The following is a 13064-nucleotide window of genomic DNA, read 5'->3' on the forward strand; positions in this document are numbered from 1 at the left end:
GCTCCATGGCATCCGCACCGCTTGGCGTCGACGACCCCGAGGACCTCAAGATCCTGACCCTCGCACGCGCCACCCGCGCCCGCACCCGGGCGGCAGAGGGCGCCTCGGTCCGCGACCGTGACGGACGCACCTACGCTGCCTCGACCGTCGACCTCCCGTCGCTGCAGCTGTCCGCGCTGAGTCTCGCGGTCGCGATGGCGGTGTCGTCGGGTGCGACCGGTCTCGAGGCGGTGGCGGTGAGCACCGACGCCGACGGCGTACGCGACGAGGACCTCGCCGTCGTCCGCGACCTCGCGGGCAGCGGCGTGCCGGTCCTGGTCGCCGACGCCCAGGGCTCGGCCCAGCGTGTGGTGCAGTCGTGAGCGCCTTCCGGTCCGGCTTCGCCTGCTTCGTCGGGCGGCCCAACGCCGGCAAGTCGACCCTCACCAACGCGCTCGTCGGTGACAAGGTCGCGATCACCTCATCGCGTCCCCAGACCACCCGGCACGTGATCCGAGGTCTCGTCCACACGCCCGAGGCGCAGCTGATCCTGGTGGACACCCCAGGCCTGCACCGGCCGCGCACGTTGCTGGGCGAGCGCCTCAACGATCTCGTTCGGAGCACGTGGGGCGAGGTGGACGTGGTGGGCGTGTGCCTGCCCGCCGACGAGAAGATCGGCCCCGGCGACCGCTACCTGATCGGCGAGCTGGCCAAGATCCGCCGGACGCCGATGATCGCGGTCGCCACCAAGACCGACAAGGTCGCCCCCGAGCGGCTCATGGCACACCTCGCCGACATCGCCACGACCGGCGAGGAGCTGGGCGTGGAGTGGCGGCACATCGTGCCGGTGTCGGCGAAGTCGGGCTACCAGGTCGCGCACCTTCGTGACCTGCTGATCGACGAGCTGCCCGAGGGTGTCCCTCTGTATCCGGAGGGTCAGCTGACGGACGAGCCGGAGGAGACTCTGGTCGCCGAGGTGATCCGCGAGGCGTCGCTCGAGGGCGTCCGAGACGAGCTGCCGCACTCGATCGCGGTCGTCATCGAGGAGATGGTGCCCCGCGAGGACCGCCCGGAGGACCGGCCGCTCGTCGACGTCCGCGCGACCATCTTCGTCGAACGCGACAGCCAGAAGGGCATCGTGATCGGCAAGGGCGGATCGAGGCTGCGTCAGATCGGGTCGGACTCGCGCGGCCAGATCGAGCGGATCCTCGGCACCCCGGTCTTCCTCGACCTGCGGGTCAAGGTGGCAAAAGACTGGCAGCGCGACCCCAAGCAGCTGCGGCGCCTCGGCTTCTGAGGCGGCTCGCCGCCTACTTGCGGGTCTTGGCGAAGCAGACGCCCCAGCGCTCTCCGCGCTGCCAGGCCGTACGACTGGGCGAGATGTAGCCGTAGTCGAAGGATCCCCTGGTGTCGAGGTAGCGCCGAACCCCGGCCGGGCAACGGTCGCGCATGGTGGCCTGGACCTTCTTGGCGCCGGGGTACTTGGCCTTGGGGGCGCCGAGCTTGACGCTGTCGACCCCGCGCCACTGGTGCTTGGTCGTGCACGGCACGGTCCCTGTTGCCACGCGGATGTCGCCTCGGACGCACTGCATGTAGCGCGACGACGCGCGCCCCTTCAACGCCCCCTTGGTCTTGCCCGGGACGGCAGCGAGCCGGGTCGGGGAGGCGGGCAGCACGAGGTCGCAGCGCATCCAGCCGGCCCCGGCGGCGGTCTGGGCCGCACTGGGCACGCCCACGATGAAGTCGAACTGGGACCGCTTGAAGGTCGACTGGTCGGCCCCGAGGTGAGCGATCACCGCCTTCTCGCAGATGCCCCGCGCCGACCCCAGGATGCGGGTGGTGTCGTACGCGGTGACCGCGGAGCGGACCGCCGTCGGCATCGAGCGGACGAGGTAGGTGACGGAGGTGGCTCCCGAGCAGGAGACCGGAGCGACGTCGTCGTCGCTCACGCGGAGGGCGGCGTCGACCGGACCCGGCTTGCGGCACTCACCGATCTTGGGCAGGACCACCGCCGGCGTCGAAGGCGTCGCCGAAGGGGCCGGGGTCCCAGTGGTCGGCGGCAAGGTGCGCAGTGGCGGATCCTCGGGCGAGGTCACGCTCGTGGAGTCTCCGTCGGTCGCGAGGTCGGTCGCCGACCCGCACGCTGTGACGAGGACGAGCGCTCCGGCGCCGAGCGCGGCGAGCGCGAGGTCGCGGGTGCGGAGGCGGCGGGCAGCCGTCACGGGAGGTCCTTCCGGGGGGTTCGACGGCACGACGGGTGCCAGTCTACGGGGGTGGGGCACCCGAGCCGTCCGTTGCGAGGTGACTCACCTGCGCGTACGGGTCCAGCAGAGTCCGAAGCGCTGCCCCTGGGCCCAGGCCGCGCGGTCGGGTGGAAGCCAGCCGACCTCGATGTCACGGGTGCTGTTGTCGGTGAACGCACGGGCAGCGCCCTCGCAGCGACCGAGCACCTCACCGCGGATGGAGGGGCCGGGGAACGGCGTGCGGGCCGTTCCTAGCCGGCGGGCCGCGACGGCGCGCCACGTGTGGGGGAGGGCACACACCCGGCCACCCCGTCCTGCCCGGACCCCGGCCAGATCGGTCCGCGCGCACCGGCCGTAGCGGTCGAGTGCGCTGTCGCGCCGCAGGAGGCCCGCGGCCTGGGCCGGCAGTCTCATGAGGGTGGTGTCCGTCCGGGACACGGCGAGGTCGCAGCGCAACCAGCGTGCGCCGGCGTCCAGGTCCTGGTCGCTCGGGACGAACCACGCCGACCGGACCCGAGACAGCGCCAGCCGTGCCGGCGTGGCGCGGACGAACGTGCGCAGCGCAGCGCGGCACCGGCGCTCGGCGTTGGCGGCGAGGGCGGTCGCGTCGATCGGCTCGGTGATGCCTGACAGGCTCGTCACGAGGTACGTGACGGTGGTGTGCGGCTGCGTGCACGGGACCGGGGCGACCCCGACCTGGGCCTCGGCGAGCTGGGGGGCGGAGAGCCGGTAGCAGGCGCCGGCGATCGGCTCGGGCGCCGTCGTCGGGCTCGGCGACGCGCTCGGGGAGTCGCCGGTCGCACGCGATCCCGGGTCGTCGGACGCGTCGCCCCCGGTGCATGCCGACAGGGTGATGGCCGACGCCGCGACCAGAGCGACGACGGCACGACCGGCGACGGGCGTCCGAGCGGGCACCCCTCCACCGTAGGAGCCGGGGCCGTTCCCGGCATCACGCCGAGAGCAGCGCGGCCACGGTCGCGCCCAGCTCGTACGCCTGACCCTTCTCCCGCTCGCCCACGTCGCCCATGACGTCGAGGACCGCGGCGGACTGCGACCAGGGCAGCGCCCCGACGATCGACTGCACGGCTCGGACGGCGCCGGTGGTGTCGTAGCGACCGTGGACCCACAGGCCGTACGGCTTGGTCCGTCGGGGAGGGCCGTCGGAGGTGGCGCCACCCGCCGAGCCGTCGTCGGTCAGCGCTCCTCCAGCCTCCAGGAAGATCGTGTCGAAGAAGTGCTTCAACGCCCCTGACATGTAGCCGAAGTTGGCCGGCGTCCCGAGGACGTACCCGTCGGCGGCGAGAACGTCGGACGCCGACGCCTCGAGCGCGGGCCGCACCACGACGTCGACGCCCTCGATGCTCGGGTCGCGCGCGCCCTCGATGACCGCGTCGGCGAGGGTGCAGACGGTGGGGGTCGGGGCGTGGTGCACGAGGAGCAGGGTTGCCACCTGGCGAGACTAGCGTCGGCGTGGGCTATGCTGCCGGTAGCCATGTACTTCGCGCGCCTCCTCCTTCGGTGCCGCGGCGAGGGTTCGCTCTAGGTCGGACCCCCTCGTCGCGGGGTTCGTCATGGCCGACCGTCTGCCGCACCGCGGCGCCCGTCTCGACCGTCGAACCCACCGCACCGAACGAGGAACCACCATGGCCATCTCCCCGCAACAGCCGAGCGGTATGCCGTACGAGCGATACCGTCCGTTCCCGCCGATCGACCTGCCCGACCGCACCTGGCCGGCGAAGACCGTCACCGAGGCCCCCCGCTGGCTGTCGACCGATCTCCGTGACGGCAACCAGGCCCTGATCGACCCGATGACGCCTGCCCGCAAGCGGCGGATGTTCGACATGCTCGTACGGATGGGCTACAAGGAGATCGAGGTCGGCTTCCCGAGCGCGAGCGAGACCGACTTCGCGTTCGTCCGCCACCTGATCGAGGACGACCTGGTCCCCGACGACGTCACGATCTCCGTCCTGACCCAGGCTCGCGAGGACCTGATCGACCGGACGGCACAGTCGCTGGTTGGCGCCAAGAACGGCACCATCCACCTCTACAACGCGGTCGCCCCCCTGTTTCGGCGCGTGGTGTTCGGCGTCGACCGCGACGAGTGCCGGTCGATCGCCGTCCGTGGCACCGAGCTCGTCACGAAGTACGCCGAGGAGTACCTGCAGGGCACCGACTTCGGCTTCCAGTACTCGCCCGAGATCTTCACCGCCGCCGAGCTCGACTTCTCCGTCGACGTGTGCGAGGCCGTGATGGACGTGTGGCAGCCCGAGGACGGTCGCGAGATCATCCTCAACCTGCCGGCGACCGTGGAGATGGCCACCCCCAACACCTACGCCGACCAGATCGAGTGGTTCGGTCGTGCGATCAGCCGTCGCGAGCACGTCGCGATCTCGCTGCATCCCCACAACGACCGCGGTACGGCGGTGGCCGCCACGGAGCTGGCGATGATGGCCGGTGCCGACCGGGTCGAGGGCTGCCTGTTCGGGCACGGGGAGCGCACGGGCAACGTCGACCTCGTCACGCTGGGCATGAACCTCTTCAGCCAGGGCATCGACCCGCAGATCGACTTCTCCGACATCGACGAGGTGCGCCGCACCGTCGAGTACTGCACCGGGCTGCCCGTGCACCCGCGCCACCCGTACGCCGGCGACCTCGTCTACACGGCGTTCTCCGGCTCGCACCAGGATGCCATCAAGAAGGGCCTGGAGGACCTGGACCGTCAGGCCTCCGAGGGTGGCATCCCGGTCTCCGAGATGCCGTGGGAGGCGCCGTACCTGCCGATCGACCCGCACGACGTCGGTCGGTCGTACGAGGCCGTCATCCGGGTGAACAGCCAGTCCGGCAAGGGCGGCGTTGCGTACATCATGAAGTCCGAGCACAAGATGGACCTCCCGCGCCGGCTCCAGATCGAGTTCAGCCGGGTCGTGCAGTCGATGACCGAGGGCGAGGCCGGTGAGATGTCGGTCGACGGGATCTGGCAGGCGTTCTCGGCGGAGTACCTCGAGCGGACGTCACCGTACGCCCTCGAGGCGTTCCGTTCGTCGACGATCCAGGACGGCCTCGACGAGCTCGTCGTCGACGTCCGGGTCGGTGGCGCGGTCCAGTCGCTCAAGGGCGAGGGCAACGGCCCGGTCGCCGCGTTCGTCGACGCCATCGCGGCGGTCAACGGCGACATCCGCGTCCTCGACTACGCCGAGCACGCGCTGTCCTCCGGCGGCGACGCGGCCGCGGCGGCGTACGTCGAGTGCGAGATCGGCGACCAGATCGTCTGGGGGGTCGGTGTCGACCCGAGCATCGTGACGGCGTCGCTCAAGGCCGTCGTCTCAGCAGCCAACCGCGCGGCCGCCGCCCGCGACTGACTCGTGGTGCACCGCTGGGGCCGCCTCCTGGCGCCCCAGCGGTGACGGGGTCACCCGCGTCGGGGAGGTCGGCTCGTTTCTGCCGTCGGTCGGCCTGGCGTCGACCCGGGGGCTGACGGCGACGGGGCAACCGGTCCGATCGGTGCGGCGGGCATCGCGAGCGTTGCTGCGAGCCCACCGACGAGGATGACGGCCGCGACGCCGGTGGTGATCTTGCTGGCCGTGATCATCGAGGCCTCGGCGGCCTGCCCGGCCTCGGCCGTCGCCGGGTCCTCGACGAGCGTGGGGATCACCGCACCCGCGCTGTCGCGGACGAGCGCGACGACCTCGTCCTGCTGGGAGGCGGGAAGATCGGTGTCCGCGAGCTCGTCGGCCGTCTGCGCCGCCAGGGTGGAGATGAGCAGCCCACCGAGGACAGCGATCCCCAGTGCGGAGCCGAGCTGTCGGACCGTCGTCAGGAACCCTGAGGCCTGTCCGCTCGACCCCACCGGGATGTCGACGAGGATGGCGCTGGTCAGCTGTGCGGTCGCCATGCCGACGCCGACGCCGTACACGAACAGCAGCGCCGCGATCACGGGCCCGCTGACGTCCTCGGCGATGACGAGCGCCGTCCCTGCGATCGCCACGACCTCGAGGGCGAGTCCGATCCGGATGACCGCGCGCTGACCGAGACGCTGGGTCAGGGGAGGGGTGGCGCCCGAGGCGAGGAAGGTGCCGATCGCCAGCCACAGGACGAGGACTCCGGTGCCGAGCGGGGTGTAGCCGAGGGCACCCTGCAGGAGCAGCGGAAGGGTGAAGATGAGCCCGATCTCGCCGAGCGCGACCACCATGGCGGCGATCGACCCGTAGCGCAGCGAGCGGAAGCGCATCAGCGTGAGGTCGACCAGCGTCACCGCGCCGGCCCGGGCGCGGCGCGCCTCGACGACGATGAACGCGGACAGGAGCACGGCACCGAGTGCGAGGGCGAACGGGACGGGGGAGAGCGCCCCGGACTCCTGGCGCCACCATCCGTAGTACTGACCCTCGATGAGGCCGAACACCACGCCGCCGAGGCCGAGCGTCGAGAGAAGGAGCCCGGGGAGATCCATGCCGGGCCGGATGTCGTCGTCCCGTGTCTCGTCGAGGACCTTCACGATGCCGACCAAGGCGAGCAACCCGAACGGCAGGTTGATCCAGAAGGCCCACCGCCACGTCGACTCGGTCGCGAGCCATCCGCCGAGCAGCGGTCCCACCGCGACCATGCCGCCGACCGTCGATCCCCAGATCGCGAACGCGATCCCGCGGGCACGGCCCTGGAAGGTCGCGTTCAGGGTCGAGAGGCTGGCCGGGACGATCATGGCGGCGCCCAGACCCTGGACGAAGCGGGCCGCGATCAGCATCTCCTGGTTCTGGGCCGCGCCGGCGCTGAGGCTCGCGACCATGAACAGCACCAGACCGGCGGCGTACACCCGGCGGCGTCCGATCCGGTCACCCAGGCGGCCCGCCGCCAGCAGCAGCGAGGCGAGCATCAGCAGGTAGATCGCGTTCATCCACTGCGCGCCCGCTGCGGTCAGGCCGAGGTCCTCGATGATCACGGGGACGGCGACGTTGACGATGGTCATGTCCATCACGACGAGAGAGACGCCGAGGGACAGCGTCAGCATCGCCAACCACTGGCGCGGGGTGATCGGAGTGGTGCTCATCCGGCGGATCGTAACAGCGTTCCACCGGGGATGGGTTCAGGGGACGAGTATCCAACGACCTGCGGATCCACGGGCCGCTCCGGCCTCCGCGTAGGCGGCGGCCGCGTCCTTCATGGGGCGTCGGGCTGCGATCCGTACGGGCACGGTCTGGTCGGCAGCGAGGGGCAGCAGGTCGGCGAGGGCCTGCCCGTCCGGACGGGTCGTGACCGCGGTGACGGTGATGTCCCGCTCGGGCGGAACCGGCCATCCCGGCTTGAACCCCACAAGCTGCCCACCATCGACCACAGGCGCGAGCGCGGCCTGCTGCAGGCCGGCGGCGTCGAGAACGGCGTCATAGCCCCGCCCATGCACCTCCGTGAGGACGCGCTTGGCTCCGAGCGAGTCCGCCAGGTGCTCGGTCCCCGGCGTCACGAGTGCGTCGACGGCCCACCCTGCGCGCGCTGCGAGCACCGTCGCCCACGTCCCGACGCCGCCCGCGGCACCGGTCACCAGGAGCGACCCGTCCGTGACACGCAGCAGATCGAGCGCCTGGAGGGCCGCAAGAGCGTTGAGCGGGACGGCCGCGGCGGTCTCCAGGTCGAGGCCGTCCGGCACCCGCGCGAGGTCGTCGACGGGGACGACCACCTGCTCGGCGTGGGCGCGAGCCGGCGCGGTCGGGTCGGCGTGCAGACCTGCCACGCGGTCACCGACGGTGACGGCGTCGACCCCGGGCCCGACCTCGACCACGGTGCCCGAGAAGTCGAAGCCGAGGCCGATGAGATCGGGCAGTCCGAGCGTCGCGTGGTCTGCGGCGACGAAGCTGTCGAAGAACGTGTACCCCGCCGCCGCGACCTGGACGCGGACGTCGTGCGGAGCCAGAGACCTGGGGGAAGCGGCCTCCCAGGTCGGGATGGGGTTGCCGGTGCGTGAGACGAGGACGTTCATCGAGGACTCCTGATGGTTTGAGGCTTGTCCCTCTCACTATCGGAGACCTACTCTCTATCCGGAAGTACCGACTTTTCGGTGGTCAACGCACCCGGAGGTATGCCATGACCGCAGATGCCGCGCCCGAGGCGCCCCGGTTCGACGCGTTCGGCGCCCACTGTCCGAGCCGGCGTCTGCTGGACACGATCGGCGACAAGTGGGCCAGCCTGACGATCGCGGCGTTGGGGGTCCACGGCGAGCTGCGCTACTCCCAGCTCGCCGCGACGATCGAGGGCGTCAGCCAGAAGATGCTGACCCAGACGCTGCGCAACCTCGAGCGTGACGGCCTCGTCCACCGTCGCGTGACTCCGTCGGTCCCGGTCCGGGTCGACTACTCGCTGACTGACCTGGGTCGGTCGCTGCTGGCGGTCGTCTGCGAGCTCAAGGAGTGGGCCGAGCTCCACATGCCCGCCGTCGATGCAGCCCGGGCTGCCTACGACGCCACCCCGCGCTAGCGCCACGACCGCGCGCCGCCGGGCACAATGGGTCCGTGGCGCTCTACCGTGACGAGGCTGTCGTCCTCCGGACCCAGAAGCTGGGCGAGGCGGACCGGATCGTCACGTTGCTGACGCGGCGCCACGGTCGTGTCCGAGCGGTCGCCAGAGGCGTACGCCGGACGAGCTCGCGCTTCGGGTCACGCGTCGAGCCGTTCATGCACGTCGACCTCCAGCTCGCCGAGGGCCGCACGCTCGACGTCATCACGCAGGTGGAGACGCTCGACGCGTACGCCGGACGCCTCGGCAACGACTACGGCGCCTACACCTGCGGCACCTCGATGCTCGAGTCCGCGGACCGGCTCGTCGGCGAGGACGGCCACCCGGCGTCACAGCAGTACCTGCTGCTCGTCGGAGCGCTGCGCGCACTGGCCGACCGGCGCCACCCCAGCGGGTTGATCCTCGACTCGTTCCTCCTCCGCTCCCTCTCGATCGCGGGCTACGCCCCCAGCTTCGACGCCTGCGCGCGATGCGGCGTCGGTGGTCCGCACCGCTCGTTCAACCCCGGCTCCGGAGGCATGCTGTGCGCCGACTGCCGCGTCCCGGGGTCGGCGAATCCCGCGCCGGACACGGTCGCGCTGCTCGGCTTCCTCCTCAGCGGCGCGTGGCCCCAGGCCGAGGCGGCCGGCGACCGGGCGCGGCGCGAAGCCAGCGCTCTCGTCGCGGCATACCTGCAGTGGCACCTCGAGCGTGGACTGCGGTCGCTGGACTACGTCGATCGCTGACCGGACACAATGAGCACGTGAGCCACCCCGTACGACGGCCGACCCCGCATCCCTCCGGCGCGATGCCGCCCGCTCTGCCGCCCGACCAGGTCCCACGACACGTCGCGATCGTCATGGACGGCAACGGGCGCTGGGCCAAGGAACGCGGTCTGCCGCGGACCGCGGGGCACGAGGCCGGCGAGTCGTCGTTGTTCGACGTGGTCGAGGGCGGGATCGAGGCTGGTGTGAAGTGGATCTCCGCCTACGCGTTCTCGACCGAGAACTGGAAGCGCTCGCCGGACGAGGTGCGATTCCTGATGGGCTTCAACCGCGACGTCATCCGCCGCCGTCGCGACGAGATGCACGCCCTGGGCGTCCGGGTCCGCTGGGCGGGTCGCCGACCGCGGCTGTGGCGCAGCGTGATCAACGAGCTCGAGACCGCCGAGGAGCTCACCAAGGACAACGACGTGCTCACGCTGACCATGTGCGTCAACTACGGCGGGCGCGCGGAGATCGCCGACGCCGCCGCGGCGCTCGCGCGTGACGTGGCCGACGGACGCGTCAAGCCGGGCAAGATCGACGAGCGCGTCCTCGCCCGCTACCTCGACGAGCCCGACATGCCCGACGTCGACCTCTTCTGGCGCACCTCCGGCGAGCAGCGGACGAGCAACTTCCTGCTGTGGCAGTCGGCGTACGCGGAGATGGTGTTCTCCGACATCGCATGGCCGGACGTGGACCGGCGTGCGCTGTGGGAGGCGATCGAGGAGTACGCCCGCCGCAACCGTCGTTACGGCTCGGCATGAGCGTCTTCGAGCGCACGTGCCCGTGCGGTTCGGGTATCTCGTACGACCGCTGCTGCGGGCGGCTGCACCGCGGGGAGGCCGAGGCGGAGACGCCGGAGGAGCTGATGCGCTCGCGCTACGCGGCGTACGCTGTCGGCGACCTCGACCACGTCTTCCGTACCTGGCATCCCCGTACCAGGCCCGACGACGTGGCGAACACGCCCGGGGTGACGTGGGTCGGCCTCGAGATCGTCGACGCCGTCGGTGACGAGGTCGAGTTCCGAGCGCACTGCACGACCGCGTCGGGGCCGGGTGTCCTGCACGAGCGCAGCAGGTTCGAGCGACGCACCGGCCGGTGGGTCTACGCGGGCGAGGCGTAGGGGGCGTCGCCCGGCGCGGTCGGTCTCGCCCTGCACGCCGGGGCTAGGCTGAGCCCTGTGCGTATCGCGAGATTCACGACCGACGAGGACCCCCGGTTCGGCGTCGTCGGCGAGGCCGACGGCGTCTCCGTGATCGCGGTGATCACCGGCGATCCTCTCTATGCAGGCATCCAGCTGACGGGGGAGCGGATCCCGCTCGACGACGTCCGGCTGCTCGCCCCGGTGCTGCCGCGGAGCAAGGTGGTGGGGATCGGCCGCAACTACGCCGCCCACGCCGCCGAGCTCGGCAACGAGGTGCCCGACGAGCCGCTGGTGTTCTTCAAGCCCAACACCAGCGTCACCGGGCCCGGCGACCCGATCCTCTATCCAAGCTTCACCGAGCTCCTCAGCTATGAGGGTGAGCTCGCGGTCGTGATCGGCCGGATCTGCAAGGACGTGCCCGCCGAGGACGCCGCGAGGGTGATCCACGGCTACACGGTCGCCAACGACGTGACGGCGCGTGACCGGCAGAAGACCGACGGGCAGTGGAGCCGGGCCAAGGGGGCCGACGGTTTCTGTCCGCTCGGCCCGTGGATCGAGACCGACCTCGACCCGTCCGACCTGCGGCTCACCACGACCGTCAACGGAGAGGTCGTCCAGGACGGTCGGACCTCCGACATGGTCCACAAGATCCCGGACCTCATCGCGTACACGTCCAGCTTCATGACGCTGCTCCCGGGCGACGTCATCCTCACCGGCACCCCTGAGGGTGTCGGACCCATGAACCCTGGTGATGAGGTCAGCATCACCGTCGAGGGCCTCGGAACGCTGACCAACAAGGTGGTTTCCCGTGACTGAGTCCAACCGCGCTGTCCGTGTGCGCTTCTGCCCGTCCCCGACGGGCAACCTGCACGTCGGCAACGTACGGACCGCACTGTTCAACTGGGCGTACGCGCGCCACCACGGCGGCACGTTCGTCTTTCGCGTCGAGGACACCGACGCCGCCCGCGACTCGGAGGAGTCCTACCAGGGTCTGCTCGACTCGTTGCGGTGGCTCGGGCTCGACTGGGACGAGGGCCCTGAGGTCGGTGGCGACTTCGGGCCCTACCGGCAGTCCGAGCGGATGGGCCTCTATACCGAGGTCGCCGAGAAGCTGGTCGCGGCCGGCTACGCCTACTACGCGTACGACTCCCCTGAGGAGCTCGAGCAGCGGCGCGAGGCCGCACGAGCGGAGGGACGCTCCAGCGGGTACGACGGGCTGCACCGTGACCTCACGGCAGAGCAGCGGGCTGCGTACGAGGCGGAGGGTCGCAAGCCGGTCGTCCGGTTCCGGATGCCCGACGAGGCGATCACCTTCACCGACCTGGTGCGAGGAGAGGTGACGTTCGAGCCCGAGCACGTCGCCGACTACGTGATCGTGCGCGCCAACGGCCAGCCGCTCTACACCCTCACCAACCCGGTCGACGATGCGATGATGGGCATCACCCACGTCCTCCGGGGCGAGGACCTTCTGAGCTCCACGCCGCGTCAGATCCCGCTCCACCGTGCGCTCGTGGAGCTCGGCGTCGGTGAGGGAGTCGTCCCCGAGTACGGGCACCTCCCGTTCGTGATGGGGCAGGGCAACCGCAAGCTGTCCAAGCGCGATCCCGGCGGCGGTCTCGCCGGCTACCGCGAGCGCGGCTTCCTGCCGGAGGGACTGCTCAACTATCTCGCGCTGCTCGGCTGGTCGATCGGCGGCGACCGCGAGATCTTCTCGCTCCAGGAGATGGCGGAGGCGTTCGACATCGCCCGCGTCAACCCGAACCCTGCGCAGTTCGACCCCAAGAAGTGCGAGGCCGTCAACGCTCAGCACATCCGCGACCTGCCGGTCGAGGAGCTGGCCACGCGGCTGCTCCCGTACCTCGTCGACGCCGGTCTGGTCGCGGCGGAGCCCTCGGAGCAGGACCTCGGCCTCCTGGCTGCCGCGACACCGCTGGTCAACGAGCGGATCACCGTGCTCAGCGAGGCGGTCGACATGCTCGCGTTCCTCTTCGTCTCCGAGGCCACGTTCTCGATCGATCCCGACGACGCCGCGAAGGTCCTCACCGAGGACGGCCTCGCCGTCGTCCGCTCCGCGCGTGACGCGCTCGCGGCGCTCGACTCGTTCGACACGGCGTCGATCGAGGGTGCGCTGCGCTCTGCGCTCGTCGACGGGATGGGCCTGAAGCCGCGCCACGCCTTCGGGCCGGTCCGAGTCGCGGTGTCGGGCAAGAGGATCTCGCCACCGCTGTTCGAGTCGATCGAGCTGCTCGGCAAGGAGCGGACGCTCACGCGCCTCGACAGCGCCCTCACCTCCGTCGGCTGATCGGGTGACGTGAACATTCTCACGTCGGGGTCGCGCTCTGCCTACGCTGCGCGACCCCGCCGCCCGGAGGTGTCGTCGCGGTCCCGCCGCCGCGGCGCTCGGCGCTGACGGGCGCGGCGGCAGCCAGGGACGGCGTCGCGACCCGAGAACGGCGC

The 13064-nt window shown here is 71.2% G+C and carries 14 protein-coding genes; 9 read left to right on the forward strand and 5 right to left on the reverse strand.

From position 1 onward, the window contains the following. The first annotated feature begins 5 nt into the window (after positions 1-5). Positions 6-362 carry a cytidine deaminase gene (locus KV102_RS13490; protein WP_220344214.1) on the forward strand — a complete coding sequence of 119 codons (357 nt, stop codon included), beginning with the start codon at positions 6-8 and terminating at the stop codon, positions 360-362. After that, positions 359-1276, forward strand: a complete 918-nt coding sequence (gene era, locus KV102_RS13495) for a GTPase Era (RefSeq protein WP_220344215.1) — start codon at positions 359-361, stop codon at positions 1274-1276. The genes KV102_RS13490 and era overlap by 4 nt, the downstream gene beginning before the upstream one ends. Before the next feature lie 13 nt (positions 1277-1289). Here era and KV102_RS13500 read toward each other — a convergent pair whose 3' ends face one another. The 3 genes from KV102_RS13500 to KV102_RS13510 form a co-directional block, all read right to left on the reverse strand. Further along, on the reverse strand, positions 1290-2201 hold the full coding sequence (locus KV102_RS13500) for a septum formation family protein (RefSeq protein ID WP_220346573.1): 912 nt from the start codon (positions 2199-2201) through the stop codon (positions 1290-1292). Between the two features lie 84 nt (positions 2202-2285). Continuing rightward, positions 2286-3137, reverse strand: coding sequence for a septum formation family protein (locus KV102_RS13505; protein WP_220346574.1), 852 nt, complete (start codon positions 3135-3137; stop codon positions 2286-2288). A gap of 34 nt (positions 3138-3171) precedes the next feature. Next, positions 3172-3672, reverse strand: a complete 501-nt coding sequence (locus KV102_RS13510; RefSeq protein WP_220346575.1) for an NAD(P)H-dependent oxidoreductase — start codon at positions 3670-3672, stop codon at positions 3172-3174. A gap of 193 nt (positions 3673-3865) precedes the next feature. Here KV102_RS13510 and leuA point away from each other — a divergent pair, with 193 nt between their 5' ends. Further along, positions 3866-5581, forward strand: coding sequence for a 2-isopropylmalate synthase (leuA, locus tag KV102_RS13515; RefSeq protein ID WP_255560952.1), 1716 nt, complete (start codon positions 3866-3868; stop codon positions 5579-5581). A 50-nt stretch (positions 5582-5631) separates the two neighbouring features. On the opposite strand, the gene KV102_RS13520 is transcribed toward leuA, so the two are convergent. Together KV102_RS13520 and KV102_RS13525 are read right to left on the reverse strand one after the other, a co-directional pair. Next, positions 5632-7263 (reverse strand): MFS transporter, encoded by a 1632-nt coding sequence (locus KV102_RS13520; protein WP_220346576.1) that lies wholly within the window; start codon positions 7261-7263, stop codon positions 5632-5634. Positions 7264-7299: 36 nt separating this feature from the next. Continuing rightward, positions 7300-8187, reverse strand: coding sequence for an alcohol dehydrogenase catalytic domain-containing protein (locus tag KV102_RS13525; RefSeq protein ID WP_220346577.1), 888 nt, complete (start codon positions 8185-8187; stop codon positions 7300-7302). Positions 8188-8291: 104 nt separating this feature from the next. Between KV102_RS13525 and KV102_RS13530 the strand changes: the two genes are divergently transcribed. The 6 genes from KV102_RS13530 to gltX all read left to right on the forward strand — a co-directional run bounded on the left by KV102_RS13530 (position 8292) and on the right by gltX (position 12909). Next, positions 8292-8681 (forward strand): helix-turn-helix domain-containing protein, encoded by a 390-nt coding sequence (locus KV102_RS13530; protein ID WP_220346578.1) that lies wholly within the window; start codon positions 8292-8294, stop codon positions 8679-8681. Between the two features lie 35 nt (positions 8682-8716). Further along, the gene (recO, locus tag KV102_RS13535; protein ID WP_220344222.1) at positions 8717-9445 is read left to right on the forward strand and encodes a DNA repair protein RecO; all 729 of its coding nucleotides are present in this window, start codon (positions 8717-8719) and stop codon (positions 9443-9445) included. A gap of 62 nt (positions 9446-9507) precedes the next feature. After that, entirely contained in the window at positions 9508-10227 is a 720-nt protein-coding gene (locus KV102_RS13540; protein ID WP_220344720.1) for an isoprenyl transferase, read from the forward strand. Beyond that, positions 10224-10586: a YchJ family protein gene (locus tag KV102_RS13545; protein WP_220346579.1), complete on the forward strand. Its 363-nt coding sequence runs from the start codon at positions 10224-10226 to the stop codon at positions 10584-10586. Before KV102_RS13540 ends, KV102_RS13545 begins: the two co-directional genes overlap by 4 nt. Before the next feature lie 57 nt (positions 10587-10643). Next, on the forward strand, positions 10644-11423 hold the full coding sequence (locus KV102_RS13550) for a fumarylacetoacetate hydrolase family protein (protein WP_220344224.1): 780 nt from the start codon (positions 10644-10646) through the stop codon (positions 11421-11423). Then, positions 11416-12909 (forward strand): glutamate--tRNA ligase, encoded by a 1494-nt coding sequence (gltX, locus tag KV102_RS13555; RefSeq protein WP_220344225.1) that lies wholly within the window; start codon positions 11416-11418, stop codon positions 12907-12909. The genes KV102_RS13550 and gltX overlap by 8 nt, the downstream gene beginning before the upstream one ends. Positions 12910-13064 lie beyond the last annotated feature (155 nt).

Source organism: Mumia sp. zg.B53 (genome assembly GCF_019550935.1).
In the GTDB taxonomy this organism is placed as follows: domain Bacteria; phylum Actinomycetota; class Actinomycetes; order Propionibacteriales; family Nocardioidaceae; genus Mumia.

Excerpts from the sequence above, each read along its gene's own strand:
- KV102_RS13490 (WP_220344214.1), top strand. The coding sequence starts at position 6 with ATGGCATCCGCACCGCTTGGCGTCGACGACCCCGAGGACCTCAAGATC.
- leuA (WP_255560952.1), top strand. The coding sequence starts at position 3,866 with ATGGCCATCTCCCCGCAACAGCCGAGCGGTATGCCGTACGAGCGATAC.
- KV102_RS13520 (WP_220346576.1), bottom strand. The coding sequence starts at position 7,263 with ATGAGCACCACTCCGATCACCCCGCGCCAGTGGTTGGCGATGCTGACG.
- KV102_RS13525 (WP_220346577.1), bottom strand. The coding sequence starts at position 8,187 with ATGAACGTCCTCGTCTCACGCACCGGCAACCCCATCCCGACCTGGGAG.
- KV102_RS13530 (WP_220346578.1), top strand. The coding sequence starts at position 8,292 with ATGACCGCAGATGCCGCGCCCGAGGCGCCCCGGTTCGACGCGTTCGGC.
- KV102_RS13540 (WP_220344720.1), top strand. The coding sequence starts at position 9,508 with ATGCCGCCCGCTCTGCCGCCCGACCAGGTCCCACGACACGTCGCGATC.
- KV102_RS13545 (WP_220346579.1), top strand. The coding sequence starts at position 10,224 with ATGAGCGTCTTCGAGCGCACGTGCCCGTGCGGTTCGGGTATCTCGTAC.